Consider the following 23,444-nt stretch of genomic DNA (forward strand, 5'->3'; position numbering starts at 1 on the left):
GGGCAGTGATTCACATGGCGGAACTTTAATTTCACTATTCGAAAGGGAGTTGGGGTGTGTGGCACGTCGAATTGGAATGTCACAGGGGTATGGTGAGATAGCAGTGTGAAACTTCTCCCCCCAAGTTCCGTTGTCGATGCGCATGACTTGTCGGTATCTCTCAACTCCGTTCAGCGTGACGTCGTGGCTGCGGTTTTGGGCGGTGCGCCAACGGTTTCGGTCGTGGGGGCTCCTGGGTCCGGTAAGACGGTTTTGGCTCTTGAACTGGTACGAGAACTTGTGGGACATGGGACGGCTCCACATCGGGTGCTTGTGCTGGCGGCGTCGCGTCGTGGGGCAGGGGAGTTGCGCAACAGGCTCACCGCTCGGCTGACGAGCGCGAGCCAGGGTGCGCTTGTACGTACGCCAGCGGCGCTCGCATTCTCGATACTGACGGCGCAGGCTGTGGCACATGGATTGCCGGTCCCGCGTCTGATCACGGGACCGGAGCAGGACCAGATTTTGGCGCAATTGCTTGCAGGCTATCGCGACGGCATTCTGCCGCCGCCCGCTTGGCCCACCTCCATCAGCGAGGAAACGCGGGAATTGCGTGGGTTCCGCGCCGAACTGCGCGACCTGCTGATGCGCACGGCTGAGAACGGTCTGACCGCGGACGACCTCCAACAACTGGGGGAAGCCTTTGAGAGGCCCGAATGGGTTGCAGGCGCGGGCATCGTGCGTGACTACCAGAAGGTCACCACATTTTCGACGATGGCCTCTGACGCTGGTGCGCGTTACGATCCAGCGCAGATCGTCGATGACGCGGCCTTCGCGCTATCTGGGTGGTCTGGCGCGGACCGTCCCGGGTGGGACGTGATCATCGTTGATGACTATCAGGAAGCGACTGCTGCGACGGCCCGTCTACTCGCCGTGCTGCGTAGGCAGGGAACCCGGCTCGTGTTGCTTGGTGATCCAGATGTCGCAGTGCAAGGTTTTCGTGGGGCGCTGCCCTCCCTGGTGGGGCAGGCAAGCGCGGGGGACCCGTCGCAACCCCAGTTCTCTCGGGAACGGCTTGGTCAGTTTGGTGCGAGGCAGTTTGTATTGGAGCAGGTGTATCGCGGGCCACGCGAGTTACGTGAGGTGGTGCGCAGGGTGACCGGCTCTATTGGTTCGGTTGGCGTGGTCTCGCATCGGCGGGCGGATAGCGTGCTCGCCCCGGATCGCATTGATCCGGGGGAATCCGCCGTATCCACCAGTGATGTGACGAATGTGCCCGCTGTCCAAGTATGCACCTTCGACACGGAGGCGCTTGAGGTCGCCTACATCGCCCGGTTGCTGCGTTCGGCGCACCTGCGCGATAAAACGCCCTGGACTGACATGGCCGTGATCGCTCGGTCGGGTTCTGCGCTCCTGGCATATCGCAGGCTCCTTGCTCAGGCCGGCGTACCGGTCGCTGTGGTGGGAACCGACATCCCTCTGCGTGATGAACCCGCAGTTCGGCCTTTACTGAACGCTGTGCGGGCATCCGCACACGACGTGGAACTGGATGAGGCGTTGGATCTGCTGGCCTCGGTCATTGGTGGCGCGGACGTGATCGGTATCCGTAAGCTCCGCCGTGCACTGCGCCGTGAGGAACTCCAAGGTGGGGGTGGACGCACCTCCGATCAACTCATCCTCGAGGCCCTCAACAACCCTGATTGGCCTGCTTCGCTGGGAGCTGTTGGTCGTCCGCTGGAGCGCGTCGCTCGGGTTCTAGCCGCTGGACGCCGCGCCCTGACACAGCCCAATGCCACTGCTCAGACCGTGCTGTGGGCGGTGTGGGATGCCGCGGGACTAGCCGAGCCGTGGCAGCGTACCGCACTCACGGGAGGTGCGGCTTCAGCGCGTGCGGACCGCGATCTTGACGCCGTTATGTCGTTGTTCCGTGCGGCAGAGACCTATGTTGACCGGCTTCCCGAATCGAGTGCGCTTGAGTTCATCGACTTCATCGAGTCGCAGGACATCCCCGCCGATTCACTGTCTCAGCAAGTTGCCTTGGGGGGAAAGGTCACGCTTGTGACCCCGGCGGGCGCAGCGGGTAGGTCATGGCCTATCGTCGTTGTGGCTGGTGTCCAAGAGGGTCAGTGGCCTGACCTACGGCTTCGAGATTCCCTGCTCGGTGCGCAAACCCTCGTTGAGGTGCTGTCGGGTCGCTCGGATTCCGCTCGCGGTCTGGGGCCGGGTGCACGCCGAGAGGTGTTTTACGACGAGTTGCGCGCGTTTGCGCTCTCCGTATCGCGTGCCACGCAACGGCTTGTGGTGACAGCCGTACGGGACGATGAACAAGAACCATCGGTATTCCTCAACCTCGTGTCTCCCGCGCCTGATGATGCCGAGGCATTAAGCGATGTCGCGCACACCCACGTGAGTGTTCAAGCCTCCGACATTCCCCTGGACCTTCGAGGGATCACCGCTCTCGCGCGTGCTGAGATGATGGGTGCCCTTGAAACGGGCGAGGAGCAGACCGCGACCGACCGTGCACGATTGCTGAAGTACCTGAACGAACACGGCGTTTTGGTTGCCCGCCCACACAACTGGTACGGAGCGCTTGGCCTAAGTTCGGCAGCACAACTGTTCAGTCACCGCGATACCGTTCCCGTGTCTCCATCACGTGTGGAATCCGTAGGCCGTTGTGCGCTGAGATGGTCTTTGGAAACCGCTGGGGGTGTGCCGGCAAGTGGCTTGAGCCAAAGCGTGGGCACGCTGGTTCACGCGATCGCCGCGCAATACCCACGCGGACGCCTGCACGAGTTGAAGGCTGAACTCGACCGGCAATGGCCCAACCTGCGGCTGGGAGAGGGACTATCAGCCAACCTGCAATACGAGCGAGCCGTCACCATGATCGAGAAACTGGCAAGCTTCTTTTCTCAACGTGAGAAAGAGGGCCTGGCCAGAGTCGAGGTTGAGGTTCCGTTTACCGTGGAAATCGAGGGGGCTCACATCACTGGCGTCGTGGATCGGCTTGAAATCGATAACACCGGTGCGGCACGCGTCATCGACCTCAAAACAGGAAAACAGGCACCCACCCAGGCAAAAACCTCCGTTAACCCGCAACTGGGAATCTACCAACTTGCGGTCCTTGGCGGCGCATTCGAGGCCTCACAGCAGCCCAACGGGGCGGAACTGGTACTCGTCGGAACCGACACCAAGGACGTAACCCTACGTAGGCAGGAGGCGATCACCGACCCGGCACACAACTGGGCGCGCGATGTGGTGCGCGACGCCGTGAGCGTCATGCGCTCAAACACCTTCACCGCCACCCGCAATGACATGTGCCAGGTGTGTCCAGTACGGCGCTCCTGCCCGCTCCAAAACGAGGGTCAACACGTTATTCCCATGGGCGTCACTGAAATCCGGACCGTGCAAGAAGACACCGCGGGCAAGGAGACCCAGGCATGAGCGCATATGCGTACAGCGCACACGACATAGCCAAACTGCTCAAACAACACCAGCCCACCGAGGAACAAACGGCGATCATTGAGGCACCGCTCGAATCGATGCTTGTCGTCGCTGGCGCTGGCTCGGGTAAAACCGAAACCATGTCCGCTCGCGTGGTGTGGCTGATCGCCAACGGCATCGTGCAACCCGCTGAAGTCCTTGGCCTGACCTTCACGCGTAAAGCAGCAGGAGAACTGTCTGAACGCGTACGACTACGCTTGATCCAACTCGCTCGAGCCCAGGGGAAGGACACAACCGAGGACGCGTTCGATGCCCTGAACCGCCCCACAATCTCTACCTATAACTCCTATGCGTCAAGCCTGGTTCAAGAGCATGGACTACGCATCGGACGAGAACCCGGCGCACGACTGCTCTCAGAGGCAAGCCAGTGGGCCATCGTCAACGGCATCGTCGAACAGTGGCAAGGAACCATCGACACGACCAATGCCGTATCCACCCTGACAAACGCGGTGATCTCCCTGTCAGGGGCACTGAACGAGCACCTGTTGAGTATTGAGGAAGCTCGCGAACGCCTCGGTGAACTCGAACATCCGCTCGAAGACCTGCCTCCTGCCCCAAAGAAGAGAGCTGTCCACGCGGATGTCCTCAAACTTGGTAACTCGTTATCCACCCGCAGGCAACTACTCGACCTCGTCCACGAATATGGTGAGTACAAGCGCACCTATGAACTCATTGACTTCTCCGACCAGGTAGCACTCGCGGCCACGCTTGCCGAGGACGTTCGTGTGGTCGGTGAACTCGAACGGGAACGCTTCAAAGTTGTCCTGCTCGATGAGTATCAGGACACCTCATACGCTCAGATTCGCTTCCTGTCGGCGCTCTATGGCAAAGGTCATCCAGTCACGGCTGTTGGAGATCCCAACCAATCGATCTACGCATGGCGTGGTGCCTCCGCCGCAGGCCCCGCACGTTTCCCGGAGCAGTTTAGAACCAGCGATGGGGGACGTGCCCAGGTGTACAAGCTGGGAACCTCTTGGCGCAATGACACAGCGATTCTGGACGTTGCGAATACCACGAGCGCTCCGCTGTACGCGGCTGACCCCGACAACTCTCTGCCATCGCTCAAACCCCGCCTGAACGCTGGGCGGGGGAAAGTACATGCCGCCTATTACGAGACAATTGAGGATGAGGCCACGGCAATAGCCGAGTATCTACGCGAGCACTGGAAACCAGGTGAACGCAGCGCAGCGGTTCTGTGCCGGAAGCGTAGCCAGTTTCCGCTGATCGAATCGACACTGCGGGCGCACGGTATTCCCGTCGAAGTCGTTGGTTTGGGCGGACTACTCTCCACGCCAGAGGTCGTGGACCTCGTAGCTTTCCTTGAGGCCGTGCACGATCCATCACGTGGCGACTCGCTGATGCGCTTACTCACGGGTCCACGGGTCAACCTTGGCGCCAGTGACCTCATCGCACTGGGGCAGTTTGCTCGAAAACTGTCCAAGGACGCGGCGGTCAGGCGCGGCTGTGGCGAGATTCCTGCACATGAGACGGATACTACCGTTGACGTTGACCCCATTGATGAACGCTCAATCCTTGACGCGATTGTGGAACTGCCTGACCTGAGCGTGGCGGTGGACAGTGGATTCTCCGAGTCCGGATGGGAACGGCTACGAGAGGTTGCGAGATTACTCGATACGGCGCGGTCCTTGACCTATCTGTCTGTCCCCGAACTCATTGAGGCGAGTGAGAAAATACTCGGCCTGGACATTGAAATGGCCCTGGCCGTCGATCGTTCCCGCCGCGCTGGACAACCAGTTGATCCCGGCAATCCGTTTGGCCGTGCACATCTTGATGCCCTGTACCGAGTGGCCGTGAACTTCTGCGACACCGCGATGACACCCACGCTCGGGGCATTTCTTGCCTGGCTTGATGACGCACTGGCGCGCGAGCGTGGACTTGAACGCCCCGTTGGTCGAACCGACATCAACGCCGTCCAACTCATCACCATTCACGCGTCAAAGGGCTTGGAATGGGACGTCGTGGTCGTGCCGGGCCTGGTTGATGGGCAGTTCCCAAATCCCGCCTCTCGTGGAGCGAGCGGCCCGAAGGAGAGCGCCTGGCTCACTGCCTTACACGCGCTTCCGTATCCACTTCGTGGAGACTACCAAGACCTGCCGCAACTCGAATACGCGTCCGCCGAACACTCAGATGATGTGCTTGAAGCGATGAATGCGTTTAAGGCCGAGGCAGGCGCATACCAGGTGCTGGATGAACGCAGACTCGCCTATGTGGCCTTCACCCGCGCACGTTCGTGCCTGTTCCTGAGCGGTGCCTGGTGGCGCGAAGGTGCTACGCCCGGGCAACCGTCGCAGTTCCTGTTGGAACTCGTGGATGAGGGCGTGGCCGAACTCATCGCTATGGCCCCTGAACCTGAGAAGGCCCCACGCGGACAGTCAAACAATCCGAGGAACGGGAGCGAAGAGGTCGCTACGTGGCCATATGAGCAGACCCGGGAGTTTGCCGAGGCCAACGCTGAGCCAAATGGTGACCTCATCAAACGAACTTTGACGCTAACCCGCAGGGCGGCGCAGATCGTGGCAGAACAGCCATACGAGCCAGACCTGCTGAGTTCACCGATGATCAGTCCCACGGGGGTGGATCTCGCTGATCTCACTGACCTGCTTCTGAGTGAACGGGACTTAAAGAACGAGGCCTCGCAGGAGGTAGAGTTCCCTGCACACATCTCGGTGTCGGGAATCGTGGAGATCGATAAAGACCGGGAAGGCTACGCTCGGGCACGGCGCCGACCCATCCCGCGCGAACCGTCGATTGCCTCACGCCGAGGAACGACCTTCCACCTGTGGGTGGAACGGCACTTCGGCAAGACGGCGCTCTTTGACCTGGACGACCTGCCTGGAGCTGACGACGATCTGTTTGAAGCGGACACCACGCTTGAAAAACTCATTGCCACTTTTGAAGCCTCACCCTGGGCGAGACTCCAACCCATCGCACTCGAACAGGACGTGGACATCGTGGTCGCGGGTACGGTCATTCGTGCGCGCATCGATGCAGTGTTCCCTGACCCCGAGAACCCAGGGGGCGTAGTGGTCGTCGACTGGAAGACCGGGCGCGTACCGAGCGACATGAAAGAGGCGTCCAGCCGAGAACTACAGTTGGCGCTATACCGGATCGCCTGGGCGCAACTGACGGGTACGCCGCTTGAACAGATTGGTGCTGCGTTCTTCTACGTTGCGGGCAATACGACTGTGCGGCCCACAACTCTTGCAACCTTGGAGGATATTGAACAGATCATGCGGGTCGGTCGAGCTTAGCCTTCTCCATCAGAATCAGACCTTTGGCTTTCGTCCGGATCCGTTTCGGGGTCGGGCAGAGCGGAAAGCACTTCGGTTTGTGCGTCCGCGTATGGCATGGGAGGCGTGGCCCGCTCGTAGTCTGGCAGGGCGAACTCACCGGATTCGAGGGCCAAGCGTAGTTCTTCGCTGTCATCGGTGGAAACAACAGGCTGGGCAGCGGTCCATACCTCTTCGTTGCTCATCGGGCCGTCAGGCGTCATCGGAACCGAGCCGGAACGAGCGGTGGACGGAGAGGCCGCCGACTCGTCGGCAGTGGTAATTCCGGCACTGGCCGGAGACCCACCGGACGTGGACGTGGGTTTCTCCAATGCCCCAGTGTCGCCGATAATCCGCTCGGACGGGGCACGGTCGACCGGGGCGGGCATCGTCGTGACGGTGAATGACCCGGTGGAGGTGTCCTGGGTAGTGGCCTCCACGAGATCGTTGAGCATCGCGGTGGCGTCATCGATGATCTCGGCGTTGTTGTCGTGCACACCGTGCAGCAGCCACTTGAGCACTGCGAGTTCGCTGCCAAGTAGCGCGCGATCAATGAGGTGCTTGTCCAACGCCTCGGCACGGCGCATCTGGTACGCCTCGAAGATGGAATCCACGCTGTCCATCGGCGCGGCAGCAACGAGCCAGGCTAGATCCTCGGCAGGATCTCCGACCTGCACCGATGACCAGTCGGCGATTGCTGAAACCTGACCGTGCGCCATGATCACACAGTCCTCGGAGAGGTTCGTATGCGTTACCACGGGCATGAACTTCCACAGTACAACGTTTTCGAGGGCCTTCTCCCAACGACGCAGCAGCGTGACCGGAACCAAACCCGAAGCCGCACCCTCGTCGAGTTCAGCCAGTTTACGTTCCCGATACTGTTCGGCGGTATATGTGGGGAAAGCGGAGTCCTCGAGGATCGAGGTGGGCAGCGAGTGGAGCGCGCCGAGCGCTCGACCGAGGCTCGCGGCGGCGCCGGGTCCGGGGCGGAGCCGTTCAAGTCGAAGTTGGTTGCCCGGAAGATGCGGGTAGACCATCGCACGGCCACCCTCGATGAGGGGCGCGAATCCTGCTGGCCGCGGGGTGACGAATGGCAGTGCACCAGAATCGACGTGGCGCTCAATCGAGCGTAGAAACGCGGCTTCTGCTTCGAGGGAGGCGCCTGCGGTTGGATTGAGTGGCGCGCGCACGATCCAGGTACGACTCTGTGAGTCAAGTACGTATGCGGCCTCGAATCCTTCCGCTGCCGGTGCTGGCCGTGCCTGGTAGATGTCGATTCTAGGCACCACGACGGTTGCGAGGGCTGCTAGGGCTAGATGAGAACGCTGCACTTTTCCAACAATAGTCGCCACCGCCCTCGCAGGTGGGGTAGGAGCGGGCGTGTGTCCCGGGTGCCTGGTAGTTGTGCTGGTCTCCCACTGAAAGCGTTGGGTGTGGTCGCACAATTTCAGCCGGTGTCGTGAGGCGGTCGATGGATGGCGCGTTGTAAGGTCTTCTCGATGCACTCAGATAGATTTCCCTTCGCCCTGCCCCACCTCGACCGCAATGCGCTCGCGCGCTCCGAACGGGGTTTCCTTGAGCGGATTCGCCGCGAACCGAGTACCCGGATTGCGGCAGTCTATGACCGCCAACTAGCGGTGGTCCCAGCCGGTGGCGGGGAGACGGGGGAGAGACTGCGCTGGTTCATTGCCGACGAGTTTCCCGGTTTTCTGCGCGAGCATCCCGAGACGTTGTGGCTGTATTTGGGCAGGCAGGACGGCGTTGACGTGGTCGCAATCGTGATCCCTGAACTGGTTGAGGGGATGTCAACGCGAGAGTGGCGGACCGGTGTCGTGTGGCGTGAGCTGAGGCAGTTCGTGGAGGGTGGTGCCTGGTCCGAGTGTGAGGTTGCCCTGCCGGCGGTCGCACTTGCAAACTGGCACGTGACAGCATTGTTTTGTGGGCGCTGCGGTGGGCGTACCCAGCTATCCCAATCTGGTTGGGTGCGCGTCTGCGAGAACTGCTCCGTCGAACATTTCCCGCGTACCGATGCTGCCGTCATCATGGCGGTCGTTGACGAGGACGACAGGCTTTTGCTCGGCAACTCAACCAAATGGCCGAGGAATAGGTTTTCCACGCTGGCTGGTTTTGTGGAACCCGGCGAGACTCTTGAGGCTGCGGTTAGGCGTGAGGTACTTGAGGAAACCAGCGTGCGGGTCAGCGACGTTGCGTACTGGGAGTCGCAGCCGTGGCCCTTTCCCGCCTCGCTTATGCTCGGGTATTTCGCGCGTGCTGTCAGCCACAGCATTGTGGTTGAGGAAGATGAGATCCGGGAAGCACGCTGGTTCACCCGTGCAGAACTACGTGACGGGGCCGAGCGTGGGAGCATTGGCCTGCCAGGAGCCACGACGATCGCACGAGGGCTGATTGAGGTGTGGCTTGCTGGGGAGCACAGGCTTTAACGCGCTGCCGCGTTTACGCATGTTAGGGTGCGGTCTTCTGGGTTTTCCCCAATGAATCACTGGGAAAACCCAGAAGACCGCACTGTGGCGCTAGCCCTGTGCTGCTGCGACTCGTTCCTTGACCTCGTTCAGCGATGGGTTCGTGGCCGAGGTGCCGTCAGAGAACACAACGGTCGGTACAACTCGGTTTCCTCCGTTGACCGACTCGACGTACTCGGCGGTTCCAGGCACTTCCTCAACGTTGACTTCCTCGTAGTTGATTCCGGCGCTGTCGAGTTGCGTCTTGAGGCGCTTGCAGTATCCACACCAGGTGGTTGAGTACATGACGATCTGGCCTGCGGAGGGAAGATGCGGTGCGTCGAGTGCGGGCATTGGATGGCTCCTCGTGAAGAATCAAAAATGCGCTGGGTCAACCAGTGCTGTTAGATCGTAGGCACAGGGAGCGCTGTAGCGAAAGCCGGGAACCCAGCTTCGGACGGCGATAGGGATGGGGCACATACATTGGCGATTGCCGGAACATAGTAAAGGTTCGCCAAAACCCTACGCACTCCGCCCGCTTTGGTTGGACCTAGGGGATAGAAGACGAACCTCGATACGGGCGCCACACCTCGCATCGCCATTTTGGTCCCCGGAAGTCAGTGGGTGCTGGGACAATTGACGGTGATGTCGAATTCAATGCTTTCCCCCGATCAGATCCTCGAGGCCCTGGACCCCGAACAGCGTGAGGTCGCTCAGGCGCTCACCGGGCCTGTGTGCGTCCTTGCTGGAGCCGGAACAGGCAAGACTCGGGCCATCACACACCGGATCGCCTACGGCGTACGTACCGGCGTCTATGTGCCCACCTCTGTTCTCGCGGTGACATTCACGGCACGGGCTGCGGGTGAGATGCGCACCCGGTTGCGGGAACTCGGTGTCGTCGGAGTTCAAGCCCGCACCTTTCACGCGGCTGCATTGAAGCAACTCAGTTACTTCTGGCCGAAGGTGATCGGGGGAGCACCGCCGCGCATCATGGAGCACAAGTCCCAAGCGGTCGCTGAGGCGGCCCGTCGTCTTGGGCTAGAGGTTGATCGGGTTGCTGTGCGTGACCTCGCGACTGAGGTGGAATGGGCAAAGGTCTCTATGATCACCCCAGAACAGTATGAGCAGGCTGCGCTCGCGATCGATCGCCCTGCTCCCGTGGGATTCGATCATCGTTCGGTTGCACGGTTGCTGACCTCGTACGAAGAGGTCAAGGAAATGCGCTCGGTCATTGACTTCGAGGATGTGCTGCTGCTTTTGGGTGGGATATTCCAAGAGCATCCACAGGTTGCCCGCGAGGTGCGCGATCAGTACCGCCGTTTTGTGGTTGACGAGTACCAGGACGTTTCTCCATTGCAGCAGTTTGTGTTGGAACAGTGGCTCGGAGAGCGTAGGGAACTGTGCGTGGTGGGCGATCCCAGCCAGACCATCTACTCGTTTACCGGTGCAACGCCCTACCATCTGCTGTCCTTTGCCAAGAAACACCGTGAGGCGCAGGTTATCCGGTTGGTGCGCGACTACCGCTCCACCCCGCAGATTGTTGCCCTCGCCAACGGGTTGCTTGTGAGCGCACCAAAGAAGGCGTCTTTCCCCGTCCTTGAACTGGTATCGCAGCGTGAATCGGGTAAGCAGGTGACCTTCGCGCAGTACTCCGACGATGCCGCGGAGGCAGCCTCGATTGCCGCCAGGATCAAGCGCAAACTCGCAGGGGGCACGAAGGCTGGAGACATTGCCATCCTGTACCGGACGAATGCCCAGTCCGAGGCGTTCGAGAATGCGCTGTCTGACGCCGGTGTCAGTTACCTCGTACGTGGGGGAGATCGGTTCTTCGCCCGCAAGGATGTGCGCGACACAATGATTTTGCTGCGTGGTGCTGCGCGTGGCGCTGACCCTGAGGTTCCGCTGTCTCAGCACGTTTCCGGGGTGTTGTCATCGCTGGGGTGGTCGAGTACCGCCCCGTCTGGGCGCGGCGCGGCGAGGGAACGATGGGATGCCTTGAACGCCCTGCTCAACATGGCGATTGAACTCGAACAGAAGTTCAACTCCACGCTGTCAGATTTCATCGCGGACCTCGATGATCGGGCGCGCAACCAGCATGCTCCTGCGGTTGACGGCGTCACACTCGCCTCGCTCCATGCCGCCAAGGGCTTGGAATGGGATGTCGTGTTCCTCGCCGGACTGAGTGAGGGGCTGATGCCGATTTCCCTCGCTGAAACAGAGGAAGCGGTCGCTGAGGAACGGCGTCTACTCTACGTGGGTATTACTCGCGCGAAACTGGAGTTGGAACTGTCGTATTCGCAGTCTCGAAACGGCAGTGCACGCTCCCCACGTTCGATGTCGCGGTTCTTGAAGGGAATCTGGCCAAACACCTCTGCACCACACACTCAGCACGGTGGAAAATCGCGGTTCCTCGGACGGGATATTCCCATGCCAGGTGATCTTGATGAGAAATTGTACGCAGAGCTTGTTCGATGGCGTGATGAGCAGGCCCGAATCGCTGAGGTCACAAAATCCTCGGTTATGCCCAACGCGATTTTGCAACGGGTGGCAACTCTACGGCCAGCCTCGATCGAGCAACTTCTGACCGTCAAGAGCGTCGGACAGGATCGTGCGAGTCGTTGGGGAGAAGAGATATTAGAACTGGTCAGAGGTCATATGGAAAAAAATTTCCAATAAAGTTGGAAAATAAGTTGCGCTGCGAACCGTGCGCCCCGTAACGTGTACATCGTACGAGAACAGACATGAACCTGCGCAGGCAGTCGTTCCGCTGAGAGCCCGGTGACAGAGGGTGATGAAGAGCGGATCGCATAACTCTGCAACGGATCCCAATTACCGAATGGAGGTGGAGTGAAGATGAAGACCAACAACTTGGCAACCAATGCAATGCCGCGTCCAGATGGCATTCGCATGCAATCGCAGTCACTCCTTGCCCCATTCGGATTCCTCGAAAATCGAGGATATGAATCTTTGGGATTCGTGCGTCGTACAGATTCACAGCACATGTAGCACCGTTAGGTGCTATTCGGCTTGAGGTATTTACCTCGCCGGTGTGAATTGGTGAACAACCGCGAATCCTTACGGGATCCGCGGTTTTTTGTTTACACGATAAACCTCAATACTTAAGCACACCTTCACAAGAGGTGTCATAGTCTCCGCGCATCCCACGCACACCAACAAAACAAAATACACGACAAGTGGGAAAACATATGCGCACTGTTGCGACACTCGAGTCCTTAAAAGCTAGTGTGACGGCTCCTCGTCACACCCTCGACAAGCCGCAAGCCCGCCCTCTTACTCCGGTTGAGGGAAGCGAATTCAAGTCACTCGTTGCAAGCATGATCCCGTGCCGCAACGCAGACCCTGAACTGTGGTTCGCAGAGCAAGCACCTCAGATGGCAGCCGCCAAAGCACTGTGTCAGCAGTGTCCGATCGCGGTTTCCTGCCTACAGGATGCTCTTGAACGCGAAGAGCCTTGGGGCGTCTGGGGCGGAGAGATCCTCGTGGACGGCAAGGTCGTTGCCCAGAAGCGAGGACGTGGACGACCTCGTAAGAGCGAGGTTGCCTAATGCGATCGACGCTCTTTCGCCCGCGAGATGAAGCGGGCTCTATGCGAGGATCAGATCCTCAGTCAGATAACTTCATAGGACGCAAGCTCACGGCGCCGGCCGTCAAAGCCGGCGCCGTGCCGCATGTATAGGCAGTTTTCCTAGGCGTCGATCAGAGCCTGAACTGGACACAGGCAATCGTTGTGTTGGTGCAGTGGAGCGTGGCGTGGTATCAGCGAATGGATATCGAATTCGATCCGTCCGTGCGCAGTCGCTGGTATATAGCCCTCCACGAATCGGATGAGTTGCCCGGCTGCTACAGAGGCGCTGAGTTGCGCGATCACGGCGGTACAGGCACCTGGCTGGGCTGGTGCCTCGCGGAGGTGGGCGCCGCAATGGTCAGGGCTCGTAAGGTCGGGGATGACAAACGGGCCGACCTGCACACTACGTCCATCGAAATGTGCGAGAAGGTGCGGCAGACCGCTACCCATGAGGTGTGCGCGGACAAGGGAGAGCGTCTGGCTCGATGTAGAGCAGTACACCGGATGGGACACGAAAGCGACGGTGGGTTTGTTGGTGTCTGGCAGGATTTCTGCATTGGCGTTGGCCGCTGTCAGGTACCGGGTTATCGCGGTGCGTAGGTATTCGGGTTCTTGAGGAGCCAACTCAGTGACGCCAGCAACGGTCAGGTCGTGATGGAGATCGGTCAGCCATTCGATGGGGAGTGGCACGGGCCCAGGTTCAATGATGAATCGGGTGATGCCGGACTGTGCCAGTCTTTTCATGACTTCGAGGGAGATGCGATTGATGCCGTGGATGAGCACGGTGGCCCTTTCACGCCGTCTTAGGGTCTGACGTACGTCGAGTCCGCGTGATTGAATGTCCAAAGCCTCGGAGTGCATCTGATGTGGCTCGATGTCGAGTGACTCCCGAGGCTTCTGGGAGTGTGCGAATCCTTTGGAGATCAATTGTTTGCGCAGGTAATTGATGCCCTCGGTGTGCGGCTGCGGGGTGTGTGAATCAGTTCTTGCGGGACCGCTCAGAGCGCGCAGCCAGTCGTGTTCCTCAGGTGTGAGCTGTTCAAACCGCAGTGAGGGTTTTCCGCTGAGATGCATGGTGAGTGTGTGGTTGTCGTGCCAATCGAATCTGATGCCGGGAGTTAGGTGCATGGCGTCCACGATTCCATCGCCTTGCCGACATGATGGGTTTTCCACAGGGTAGATCTTGTGGTTCTACCGTGTGGGGCGTGTTTTCTGCGTCACATTGGGCTACGCACAATGGGTTATGGTGGAGTATGCCTGCCTCCGTTCACAGAGATCTGTCGAACGTTGAGGTGCGCCGATCTCGGCGTCGAACTGCCACCGTCAATGCGTATCGCGACGGGGAGTCGACGGTTGTGTCGATACCTGACGGGTTCAGCGAAGAAGAAGAACGCGAATGGGTTGCGATCATGCTCGAGAAGCTTGAGCAGAAGGAGGCCCGGCGTCGCCCAACGGACGACGAGTTGATGGCGCGTGCCCTCGAACTGAACACCCGCTACCTTGGCGGACACGCTGTCCCGATGGATGTGCGTTGGTCCGACAACCAGGAGCGGCGCTGGGGGTCGTGCACAATGCCTGACCGCGCGATCCGGTTGTCGAGCAGACTCTTGGGTTTACCCGAATGGGTCACGGATTACGTGTTGTTGCACGAGTTGGCGCACATTTTGGTGCAGGGACATGGTCAGGAGTTCTGGGATCTGTTGTCCGCGTACGACAAGACCGATCGCGCTCGCGGGTTCCTCGAGGGCATCACATTTGCCGACGAGAACCCGGCATAATCCTGTCTCGCCGTGCCTCCCAGCGGACGGCAGCCGCCACGGACCTTTCAACGTGAACGCGACGTGCGCCCGCATCCGACGATGCGGGCGCACGTGTCTCTACGAAACGGGGGAGTCGTCGACAGGTGGTTAAACCGACGAGACTAGTCGTCTTTGTCGGACTCGCCCTCGGCCTCCTCAAAGATTGAGGCGAGAACCGCGTCGATGTCGGACTGGTCGCTGTCCTGCTGGGACTGACGAGTGAAGTATCCTGACGGATCGTCAAGGTCGATCTCGGTGGGGAGAAGGTCTGGATGGGACCACACCGCATCGCGTCCGGCCTGGCCGCGTTCCGCTTCGATCTTCGCCCACAGGCTCGCTGCGTCACGCGAACGACGGGGACGTAGTTCGAGTCCCACGAGGGACGCGAAGGTATCCTCCGCCGGACCGCCAGCGGCGCGACGGCGGCGCATCATCTCCCGTAGCGGGATCGCTGCGGGGAGATAGGCGAGCGCGGACTTTGCGACGGCCTCTTCAACCCAGCCTTCGATGAGTGCCAGGGCAGTTTCCAGCCTCGTGAGCGCGTGCTTTTGCTCGGGTGTGGACTCAATAGCGAAGACCCCAGAGGACAGTGCTCCCTGCAGGGCCTCGGTGTTGGAGGGGTCGATGTCACGCATTGAGCTTTCGAGTGCACTCATGTCGATCGTGATGCCGCGGGCGTAACTCTCAACGAGGCCGTAGAGGTGCGCGCGCAGCCACGGCACGTTGGCGAACAGTCGAGCATGCGCGGCCTCACGAAGCGCAAGGAACTGGCGTACGTCATCGAGGGAAACGTCGAGTCCTTCCGCGAACGCCTCGACATTCGCGGGCACGAGGGCTGTGCCCACCTCCTTTTCGAGTGGCAGGCCGATATCGGTGGAGCCAAAGACTGCACGGGAGAGCGTGCCCGCCGCAGTTCCGATCTGCATCCCGAAGACCGCAGAACCGATCTTGTGCATGAGGGAGTCGGGATTGAACTGATCGGCGCCGAACAGTCCGGAAAGCTGCGCGGGCAGGCCAGGGATACCGCTTATCTCGAAACCGATCTTGTCGTCCGCGTTATCGCCAAATCCCTCAGGAAGAGAATCCTTGAGGACTTGGGCAAGCGCCTTGGAGACAGAGTCAGCCACGGGGCTGGCCAACTCCTGCCAGGCTGGCAGAGTCAACTCAACCCACTGTGCGCGGCTCAACGCCCGCGCGGTCCCGGTGCTGGGCGCGAAGTCGGTTGCCGCATCAAGCCAGAGTTCCGCCACCGACAGTGCCTGACGAACCTGTCGTTCCTGAGCCGCGGTAACAACCGGATCACCGCCCTGCGCGGCCGCCTGGCGGGCGACATCGTGTGCAATGTTGGGGTTGACCGCTGCATCTCCGGTGTTCTCGAACATCGAACGCACCTGGTTAAGTAGCGGTTCGAGCGCAGCCGGATCAGCAGGGAAACCGCCGCCGGCGAACTGTGTCGGGTCAATGCCGCGTTCCCGCATCTGTGCGATTGCCTCGTCCGCCTGGTCACCAAACAGGGACCGCATGATTTCTTCCCACTGTGAAGGGTTTGGATCCGACGGCGTGCCAGATTCACTTGGAGGATTGTTGCTCATAGAGTCTCCTACAGGAAGCAAGTGCGGAAAAGGCTTATCCTCAACCGTAACGACAATATCCAACCTTTGGGGGCCAAACACGGTGTCACCGGCGTCAGTTCACTCAAAGCGCACGTCTGGTCCACGAGATACCCCGATCATTGCGGTGGTGGGGGATTCTCCAATGGAACGCAACGTGCGAGAACTGCTGGGCGCGCGCAGGGTTTCGGATCGATCAAAGTCACCAAACCGGTTTGCCAACGCGAAGGCAGTCATCGTTGCGGCGCACCACTGCGATTTCGCCGCGGTGGTCGGTCGCAACGAATCCTCACGCCGAACCCATTTCGCAGCGCGGGCAGAGAACATCGTTGTCGATGCGATGATCTCGCAGGTACCACACCTCGTGGTGGTCTCCACTGCCATGGTCACCGGTACAAGGCCTGGCCGATCCGTCATCCTTGACGACGATCCGCTCGAGCCCCAGCGTGAAGGGTACGTCGGGGATGTGGTTGCGTTTGAAGAGGCTTTTCACACCGCGATCACAGCACTCCCGCAGGACAAAGCACCGCATGTGACGGTCGTGCGCCCAACCGCAGTCGTGGGACCGGACATCGACACTCTCGTGACCCGCCACTTTGAAGCACCACGAGTGCTATCGATCCGTGGTGAACACAAACCCTGGCAGTTTGCGCATGTGAAGGATGTGGCCAGCGCTATAGAGGTTGTTATCCGTGAGCGAATCTATGGCAGCGTCGTGGTCGGTGCGGTCAGACAGGACGAGCACGGAACCCTCATCCCCGATCAATTGTGCATGCAAGAACTGCTCGCGGTCACAGGGATGCGGGGCATCGAAGTCACCAAAGACATGGCATTCTCGACGGCCCACCGCCTGCACCGGTTTGGTGTTCTCCCCGCGCCCGCACGCGATCTCGAGATGGCCGTCTACCCATGGTCGGTTAACCCGATCAAACTCGTAGAGCATGGGTGGCGCTCGCAGGTCTCCTCCGAACAGTGTGCGCAGGAGATCGCCGAACAGGTTCGGGGGCGTATCGGAGTTGCGGGTAGGCGAGTGGGGCACCGTGATGCCGCGGCACTCGGTGCCGCCGGTGCGGCGGTTGCGCTCCTGTCAACAGCCGCGATTTGGCGCCAGGCTCGGGGACGAAGCTAGAACTGGACAGTACCCCCAAAAAACTCAGCGGACATGCTGAGGCTTAACCGCCTTGTCCCCACTTAACTGATTCGTCGCTAAGTAAAACCGATGGGTAGAAAAACGTCCGGGTGTGCTGAAAAGAACCATGCACCCGGACCAAAAACAGCCCACTGGCATATGCTCTATCAGCCTGACCTACCGGTTGGGGTGTCGTGAAATGTCCATAGTGATTCATCGGTGATGCTTCAGGTCTTTCACAGGTTTTTAGGCCAGTATTGAATCCGTGAATGCTCCTCAAGATCACAACCCATTCGCAGGTGCACAGCCTACGCAGGTTCGTGAACGCTCAAGCAACCGATCCCGCACGCTGGGTATCTCCTCGATCGTGGTCTTCTTAGTTCTTGCGGGACTGATGATTGTTCCAGCCCCGTATGTCATCAAGAGCCCAGGGCCGACGCACGATACTCTTGGCTCCGCCAATGCACAGGACCTCATCACCGTGAATGATTCGCAGACCTATGAGGCAACGGGACAGCTGCGTCTCACCACAGTCGGTGTCTCGGGTGGTCCTGGATATCCGGTGAACTTCGGCCAGGTTCTGCGCGGCTGGTTCGCAAAAGACTCGGCTGTGCAGCCACGCGAAGCCGTCTACCCTGAGAACGTCACCCAGGAACAAATCGAGCAGATGAACCAGGCGGAGATGGCGACCTCGCAGGAGCAAGCCACGTATTCGGCCCTGAAATTGCTTGGATACGACGTCAAGACCCAACTAAACGTATCCATGACGCTGGAGGGCTCACCCTTCGAAGGGCAACTTGAGGAGGGGGATGTTCTATCCACCCTCAACGGAAGCACTATCACCTCGTATGAAGATCTGATCAGCCTGCTGGACACGATTCCCGCCGGAAGCGATGTCACGCTCGGATACATCGAGGCTGACCAGGTTGACAGCGAAAACCCAGAGATCCACGAGATCTCGGCCGCCTCGTCCGCCAACGAGGACGGAACCGGTTCACGTCTCGGCATCGCGCTCAACCTTGACTTCGACTTCCCCGTTTCGGTGGACATCACGATCGACCGGATTGGCGGTCCGAGCGCCGGAATGATGTTTGCGCTCGGTATGATCGAACGTCTCACCGAGGGAGACCAAACCAACGGCCAGATCATCGCAGGCACTGGAACAATGGACACGTCCGGTGACGTTGGGTCAATCGGTGGAATCCAGCAGAAGCTCTACGGCGCTGTTCGTGACGGAGCAACCCACTTCCTTGCTCCAATCGACAACTGCGACGAAGTAATCGGGCATGTACCAGACGGACTGCGGGTGGTTGCTGTCGCCACGCTCGACGAGGCGTGGGACGCGGTTCAAAAGATCGGCGTGGGCGATGACGAGGACCTTCCAACATGCACCGCTGGGGCAACCCGGCAGTAGCCAACCACGCTGGGAGCTGAGGAGATGTCGCACATATCGGATCGTCGTCAATGTGCATGCGCCTGACGCTGCGAGCAGCGCCCCCCTTTCACCGTGACGCAGTCACGAGCTCGACCACGTCGCAGAAAAAGAGGCGAGGCTGCCAGCGCAGGACTCGTCGTCAATCGGAGATCATCCGGCGCAAACCGGTGAATGGACCCCTGCTACGGTTCGAGCGTCGCGCGCACCGCGCGAATCAAACCGGGTACCAGATCCGCGCCATGTGCCACATCCAAATCGGCATCATTACCGCGTGTGCGCACCGCACACCACGACTCGCCGCTGCGCATCGTGCCGACCGCCATTCGCACGTCCTCACGATCCGTGTGAGACATGACGTACCGCAATGCGGCCACAGGGTCCTCGGGTAAATCAGCCTCGGCCGAAGGCGGCAAGATCACGCGCTCAGTCACCACCGCGCATCCCGTCACCGCCGATGGCCACGCAAGTTGAGCCAGAAGCGTCTCAAGTGAATCAGACTGCGGTAGATCCTCCTGCTCGACCGATGTCAGATGCTCCGGATCGGCCTGCGCCGCCGCGATGGTCGCCGCTGGCAATTGCTCCGCCAACTCTGGGTCCGCAGCGAGTGCAGCCTGAGTCGAAATCAACGCGAAAACACGGATTGGACCATCCCAGCCACCACGGGCGACATGGCGCTCAATTTCGGTGACGGCATCAGCGAGCGCACGCTGACGAGGAGCCAAATCGGAAGCGAGAGGTCGTGTCATGACAACAAGAATGTCACGTTTCACCGGCAAATACCGCATGCCAAAGGCCGACGAATGTGAAAGATATGTGGGAACCTTTAGGTATGCCAATGCGTTCAACCTGTGATCATCGAATGTAATGGCCACTGTCAGCGGCCCGCCCCGCGCGAGCCGAGAGTCGGTGCGTAACCGACTCACCCACCCACACCAGATAAAAAGCGAGGATCTTCCGCCGTGTCTTTTGCAGCGCAACCGCGCAGACAAGCGCCAAGGCCCAACGACGAACGGACCGGAATCAGCCCGGGTGTGATCACACTGATCGCAATCGCGGTTGTGATCGGTCTCGTCCTGCTTGCCGCGCAATTTTGGACCGAAGTCCTGTGGTTTACCCAGGCAGGTTTCAGAGACGTCCTCCTCACCCAGTGGGGCACGCGTGCCATCCTGTTCTTTATCGGCTTCCTCATCATGGGCGTTGTCGTATATGTGAGCCTCCAGGTTGCATACTCAAGGCGGCCAATCTATGCGCCGTCCACCCCCGAACAGGCAACGCTGGATCAGTATCGCGAGGCCATTGAGCCGCTTCGTCGCGTGTTGACCTTCGGCATCCCGGTCCTCGTTGGTTTTTTTGCCGGGCTGGCAGCCCAAGCGCAGTGGTCGAACGTCCAGTTGGCGCTCAACTCCCAAGAGTTTGGAATCACAGACCCAGAACATGGGTTGGATTACTCGTTCTACGTGTTCACCCTGCCCGTGCTGCAGTTCTTTACGAGTTTCCTGCTCGGCGTCCTGATCATCGCGTTCATCGGTGCGGCCTTCACGCACTACCTGTACGGCGGCATCACCCTCGCACAAAACGGACGCGGTGGCTCAGTGTCCAAGGTTGCTCGCGTTCAGTTGTCCACAACCGCTGCAATCGGCATGCTGTTACTCGCAGTGAACTACTGGCTCGATCGTTATGCGCTGCTCCTCAAGGACGGGGACCGCTTCGACGGTGCAACCTACGCGGACGTCAACGCCGTCATCCCCGCGAAGGCGATCCTCGCAGGAGTAGCAGTTGTCGTCGCAATCTTGATCATCGTTTCCGCGGTGATTGGAAACTGGAAGCTTCCGGCCATTGGAATATCCCTGATGATCCTGTCCGCGATCGTCGTGGGCAACGTCTACCCGTGGTTCGTGCAGCGCTTCCAAGTCACGCCAAACGCGCAGCGCCTTGAGGCCGAGTACATCCAGCGCAACATCGACGCAACTCGATATGCATTCGGTCTCGACGCTATCGATACCGTTCCGTACGCGGCCAAAACTGAGGCAGAGGCAAACGCGCTGCGCGCAGATGCCGAAGCAACCGCATCGATCCGTCTGCTCGACCCGAACGTGGTATCGCCATCGTTCCGTCAACTCCAGCAGAACCGTGGATACTACAACTTCGCCCAGAACCTGTCGGTGGACCGATACACCATCGATGGTGAAAGCCGGGACACTGTCATCGCGGTGCGTGAACTTGACCTCGACGGGCTCAGCAACGACCAGCGCAACTGGGTCAACGAGCACACCGTCTACACCCACGGATACGGAGTCGTTGCCGCCTACGGTAACCAGATCGGGGCCGATGGACGACCAGCCTTCTACGAGGGTTCCATCCCATCCGAGGGTGCGCTCACCAACCTCAGCGAGGACGGCTATGAGCCACGTATCTACTTCAGCCCACGAGCACCGCTGTACTCGATCGTTGGGGCCGAAGAAGGTGCAAGCCCAGTCGAACTCGACTACCCGATCGATGGTGGAAACGGCCAGGTCAACTACACCTTCCCAACTCAGGAGGTTGAGGTCGGCCCAAGCGTTGGAGGTTTCTGGAACAAGCTGCTCTACGCCATCAAGTTCCAAGACGAAGAGATCGTCTTCTCGAACAACCTCAACGAGAACTCCCAGATCATCTACGACCGCGACCCAGCCAAGCGCGTGGAGAAGGTAGCGCCATTCCTGACTCTCGACAACCGCGTCTACCCAGCGGTTGTCGACGGACGCGTCAAGTGGATCATCGACGGCTACACCACGTCGAACAGTCTGCCGTACTCAACCTCGGCGGCACTGGACGAGGCAACCGCAACCGTCACCACCGCCTCTGGAGAGGTCATTCAGGCGCTCCTGCCACAAGAGGTCAACTACATCCGCAACTCGGTCAAGGCGACCGTCGACGCTTACGACGGTTCAGTGACCCTGTACGCGTGGGATGAGGAAGACCCGGTACTCAAGGCCTGGCAGCAGGTGTTCCCAGACGCAGTGCAACCGTTGTCCGAGATATCCGGTGACCTGATGAGCCACATCCGCTACCCAGAGGACATGTTCAAGGTTCAGCGCACGTTGCTCACCAAGTACCACGTTGACACCGCAGAAGAGTTCTTCTCCGGTCAAGACTTCTGGAACAACCCAAGCGACCCAGCCGTTCGCACCGAGCGGGCACCAGATCAGCCACCGTACTACCAGACGCTACAGATGCCAGGTCAGGAAGAGCCAACGTTCTCTCTGTCCACATCCTTCATCGCCGGTGGTTCTGGTGACCGAAACGTGCTAACCGGTTACCTCGCCGTGAACGCCGAAGCCGGAAACGAGGCGGGGAAGCCCGATTCCGACTACGGAAAGATGCGACTCCTCGAACTTCCACGAGGATCGATCATCCCCGGTCCGGGGCAGGTGCAGAACAACTTCGACTCTGACTCGACCATCGCAACCCAGATCGGTCTGCTGCAGAACAACGCCACCGTTGTCCGCGGTAACCTCCTGACCCTCCCGGTCGGTGGCGGCCTGCTCTACGTCCAGCCGGTCTACGTTGAGGCTCAGCAAGGAACGAGGTTCCCGTTGCTGCGTAAGGTTCTGGTCGCCTTCGGTAATGAGGTTGAGCTCGCCGACACCCTCGACGAAGCACTCGACCGCGTGTTCAAGGGCAGTTCAGGAGTAGATGCGGGAGACTCCGAGGTCAAGCCAGACGAGATCGAAACGCCCGTTGATCCGATCGACCCGGTCACGCCGGTGGACCCGACTCCAGAGCCATCGACTGATCCAAGCGTTGAACCAACAGAGCAGCCGACCACGGAACCTAGCGTGGAGCCTTCCGACGAACCAACGTCAACGCCAGATCCAGACCTGTCACCGCTAGACACGGCGTTGCAGTCTGCGAAGAAGGCGATGGAAGACTCGGATGCCGCATTGAAGGACGGTGACTTCGCCCGCTACGGCGAGGCGCAAGAGCGACTTCAAAAGGCAATCGAGGATGCTATAGCTGCGCAGGGTGGCCTGTGAGTTAGCCGATGGAAGACGAGGGTGTCAGGTCGGGTGATGGGCCTGGCACCCTCTTTTCTCTGTGACTCCTGTTGTTTGCGTCACAGGTGCTCCCGGTCACAAAAGCGCATTTCAGGGCGATATTCACACGCGAAGGTATTATAGTTAAAGAGTCGACGCGGGGTGGAGCAGTTCGGTAGCTCGCTGGGCTCATAACCCAGAGGTCGCAGGTTCAAATCCTGTCCCCGCTACCACTTGAAGACGCCGGACATCATTTATGATGTCCGGCGTTTTTGTCGTATCCGCATGCTGTAGGACGCTGCTCTGACAGTGGCTGGAGGTTTCTAGGGATGGTCTTGGTTGGTGTTGGGTTAGCGGCCAAGATGTCGATGGGGTGGTTTTGATCCGGGTACTTGGTTTTTGTGTGTGTATCTGGACGAATTGTGTCCCATCGGTTTGGCTTGGCGACGAGTCGGGCGCTGCCAGCGTCCCACACCCTCTCAGGTGTTCTTTAGTGCGAAAGCGTGAACGAACCGGTGGCAAAGATCAAAAATGACGGGCTCGGCTCGCCGTGACCTTTGGTTTACTTACTTTGCGCAACTTAAAGGCACAATAGAGGAAACACTAGTTAGCGCACCTGCGCATCACGGATGACGGAACATAA

The 23,444-nt window shown here is 59.8% G+C and carries 15 protein-coding genes and 1 tRNA gene; 11 read left to right on the forward strand and 5 right to left on the reverse strand.

The annotated features are described in order from the left end of the window. Nucleotides 1–105: 105 nt before the first annotated feature. Together ACFSYH_RS09755 and ACFSYH_RS09760 are read left to right on the forward strand one after the other, a co-directional pair. On the forward strand, nucleotides 106–3,417 hold the full coding sequence (locus tag ACFSYH_RS09755) for an ATP-dependent helicase (protein WP_377466760.1): 3,312 nt from the start codon (nucleotides 106–108) through the stop codon (nucleotides 3,415–3,417). Beyond that, entirely contained in the window at nucleotides 3,414–6,749 is a 3,336-nt protein-coding gene (locus tag ACFSYH_RS09760) for a UvrD-helicase domain-containing protein (protein WP_377466762.1), read from the forward strand. The genes ACFSYH_RS09755 and ACFSYH_RS09760 overlap by 4 nt, the downstream gene beginning before the upstream one ends. On the opposite strand, the gene ACFSYH_RS09765 is transcribed toward ACFSYH_RS09760, so the two are convergent. Next, nucleotides 6,746–8,098, reverse strand: coding sequence for a phosphotransferase (locus ACFSYH_RS09765; RefSeq protein WP_377466764.1), 1,353 nt, complete (start codon nucleotides 8,096–8,098; stop codon nucleotides 6,746–6,748). The genes ACFSYH_RS09760 and ACFSYH_RS09765 overlap by 4 nt on opposite strands. A 168-nt stretch (nucleotides 8,099–8,266) precedes the next feature. Between ACFSYH_RS09765 and nudC the strand changes: the two genes are divergently transcribed. Next, nucleotides 8,267–9,208: an NAD(+) diphosphatase gene (gene nudC, locus ACFSYH_RS09770; protein WP_377466766.1), complete on the forward strand. Its 942-nt coding sequence runs from the start codon at nucleotides 8,267–8,269 to the stop codon at nucleotides 9,206–9,208. A gap of 90 nt (nucleotides 9,209–9,298) precedes the next feature. Here the strand turns inward: nudC and ACFSYH_RS09775 are convergent, their stop codons facing one another. Next, a complete protein-coding gene (locus ACFSYH_RS09775; protein WP_377466768.1) occupies nucleotides 9,299–9,580 on the reverse strand; it encodes a mycoredoxin in 282 nt (93 codons plus the stop codon). Between the two features lie 291 nt (nucleotides 9,581–9,871). Here ACFSYH_RS09775 and ACFSYH_RS09780 point away from each other — a divergent pair, with 291 nt between their 5' ends. The 3 genes from ACFSYH_RS09780 (at nucleotide 9,872) to ACFSYH_RS09790 (ending at nucleotide 12,792) form a co-directional block, all read left to right on the forward strand. Next, complete coding sequence (locus ACFSYH_RS09780) at nucleotides 9,872–11,902, forward strand: ATP-dependent DNA helicase UvrD2 (protein ID WP_377466770.1); 2,031 nt, start codon at nucleotides 9,872–9,874, stop codon at nucleotides 11,900–11,902. Nucleotides 11,903–12,079: 177 nt separating this feature from the next. Beyond that, nucleotides 12,080–12,232, forward strand: coding sequence for a hypothetical protein (locus tag ACFSYH_RS09785; protein ID WP_377466771.1), 153 nt, complete (start codon nucleotides 12,080–12,082; stop codon nucleotides 12,230–12,232). Between the two features lie 239 nt (nucleotides 12,233–12,471). Next, nucleotides 12,472–12,792: a WhiB family transcriptional regulator gene (locus tag ACFSYH_RS09790; protein ID WP_377466773.1), complete on the forward strand. Its 321-nt coding sequence runs from the start codon at nucleotides 12,472–12,474 to the stop codon at nucleotides 12,790–12,792. A 140-nt stretch (nucleotides 12,793–12,932) separates the two neighbouring features. Here the strand turns inward: ACFSYH_RS09790 and ACFSYH_RS09795 are convergent, their stop codons facing one another. Next, complete coding sequence (locus tag ACFSYH_RS09795) at nucleotides 12,933–13,985, reverse strand: hypothetical protein (protein ID WP_377466775.1); 1,053 nt, start codon at nucleotides 13,983–13,985, stop codon at nucleotides 12,933–12,935. A gap of 80 nt (nucleotides 13,986–14,065) precedes the next feature. Here ACFSYH_RS09795 and ACFSYH_RS09800 point away from each other — a divergent pair, with 80 nt between their 5' ends. Next, on the forward strand, nucleotides 14,066–14,590 hold the full coding sequence (locus ACFSYH_RS09800; protein ID WP_377466777.1) for a M48 family metallopeptidase: 525 nt from the start codon (nucleotides 14,066–14,068) through the stop codon (nucleotides 14,588–14,590). Nucleotides 14,591–14,733: 143 nt separating this feature from the next. Here the strand turns inward: ACFSYH_RS09800 and ACFSYH_RS09805 are convergent, their stop codons facing one another. After that, entirely contained in the window at nucleotides 14,734–16,203 is a 1,470-nt protein-coding gene (locus ACFSYH_RS09805) for a zinc-dependent metalloprotease (protein ID WP_377466779.1), read from the reverse strand. Nucleotides 16,204–16,366: 163 nt separating this feature from the next. Here ACFSYH_RS09805 and ACFSYH_RS09810 point away from each other — a divergent pair, with 163 nt between their 5' ends. Together ACFSYH_RS09810 and ACFSYH_RS09815 are read left to right on the forward strand one after the other, a co-directional pair. Next, nucleotides 16,367–17,350 (forward strand): nucleoside-diphosphate sugar epimerase, encoded by a 984-nt coding sequence (locus ACFSYH_RS09810; protein WP_377466781.1) that lies wholly within the window; start codon nucleotides 16,367–16,369, stop codon nucleotides 17,348–17,350. Nucleotides 17,351–17,615: 265 nt separating this feature from the next. Beyond that, the gene (locus tag ACFSYH_RS09815) at nucleotides 17,616–18,764 is read left to right on the forward strand and encodes a YlbL family protein (RefSeq protein WP_377466784.1); all 1,149 of its coding nucleotides are present in this window, start codon (nucleotides 17,616–17,618) and stop codon (nucleotides 18,762–18,764) included. Between the two features lie 203 nt (nucleotides 18,765–18,967). Here ACFSYH_RS09815 and ACFSYH_RS09820 read toward each other — a convergent pair whose 3' ends face one another. Continuing rightward, nucleotides 18,968–19,531, reverse strand: a complete 564-nt coding sequence (locus ACFSYH_RS09820) for a PPA1309 family protein (RefSeq protein WP_377466785.1) — start codon at nucleotides 19,529–19,531, stop codon at nucleotides 18,968–18,970. 213 nt (nucleotides 19,532–19,744) lie between these two features. On the opposite strand from ACFSYH_RS09820, the gene ACFSYH_RS09825 reads away from it, so the two are divergent. Together ACFSYH_RS09825 and ACFSYH_RS09830 are read left to right on the forward strand one after the other, a co-directional pair. Continuing rightward, complete coding sequence (locus ACFSYH_RS09825; RefSeq protein ID WP_377466787.1) at nucleotides 19,745–22,801, forward strand: UPF0182 family membrane protein; 3,057 nt, start codon at nucleotides 19,745–19,747, stop codon at nucleotides 22,799–22,801. 156 nt (nucleotides 22,802–22,957) lie between these two features. Then, nucleotides 22,958–23,034 (forward strand) — tRNA-Met (locus ACFSYH_RS09830). Nucleotides 23,035–23,444 lie beyond the last annotated feature (410 nt).

This window comes from Populibacterium corticicola, from assembly GCF_042683685.1.
Classification (GTDB): domain Bacteria; phylum Actinomycetota; class Actinomycetes; order Actinomycetales; family Cellulomonadaceae; genus Timonella; species Timonella corticicola.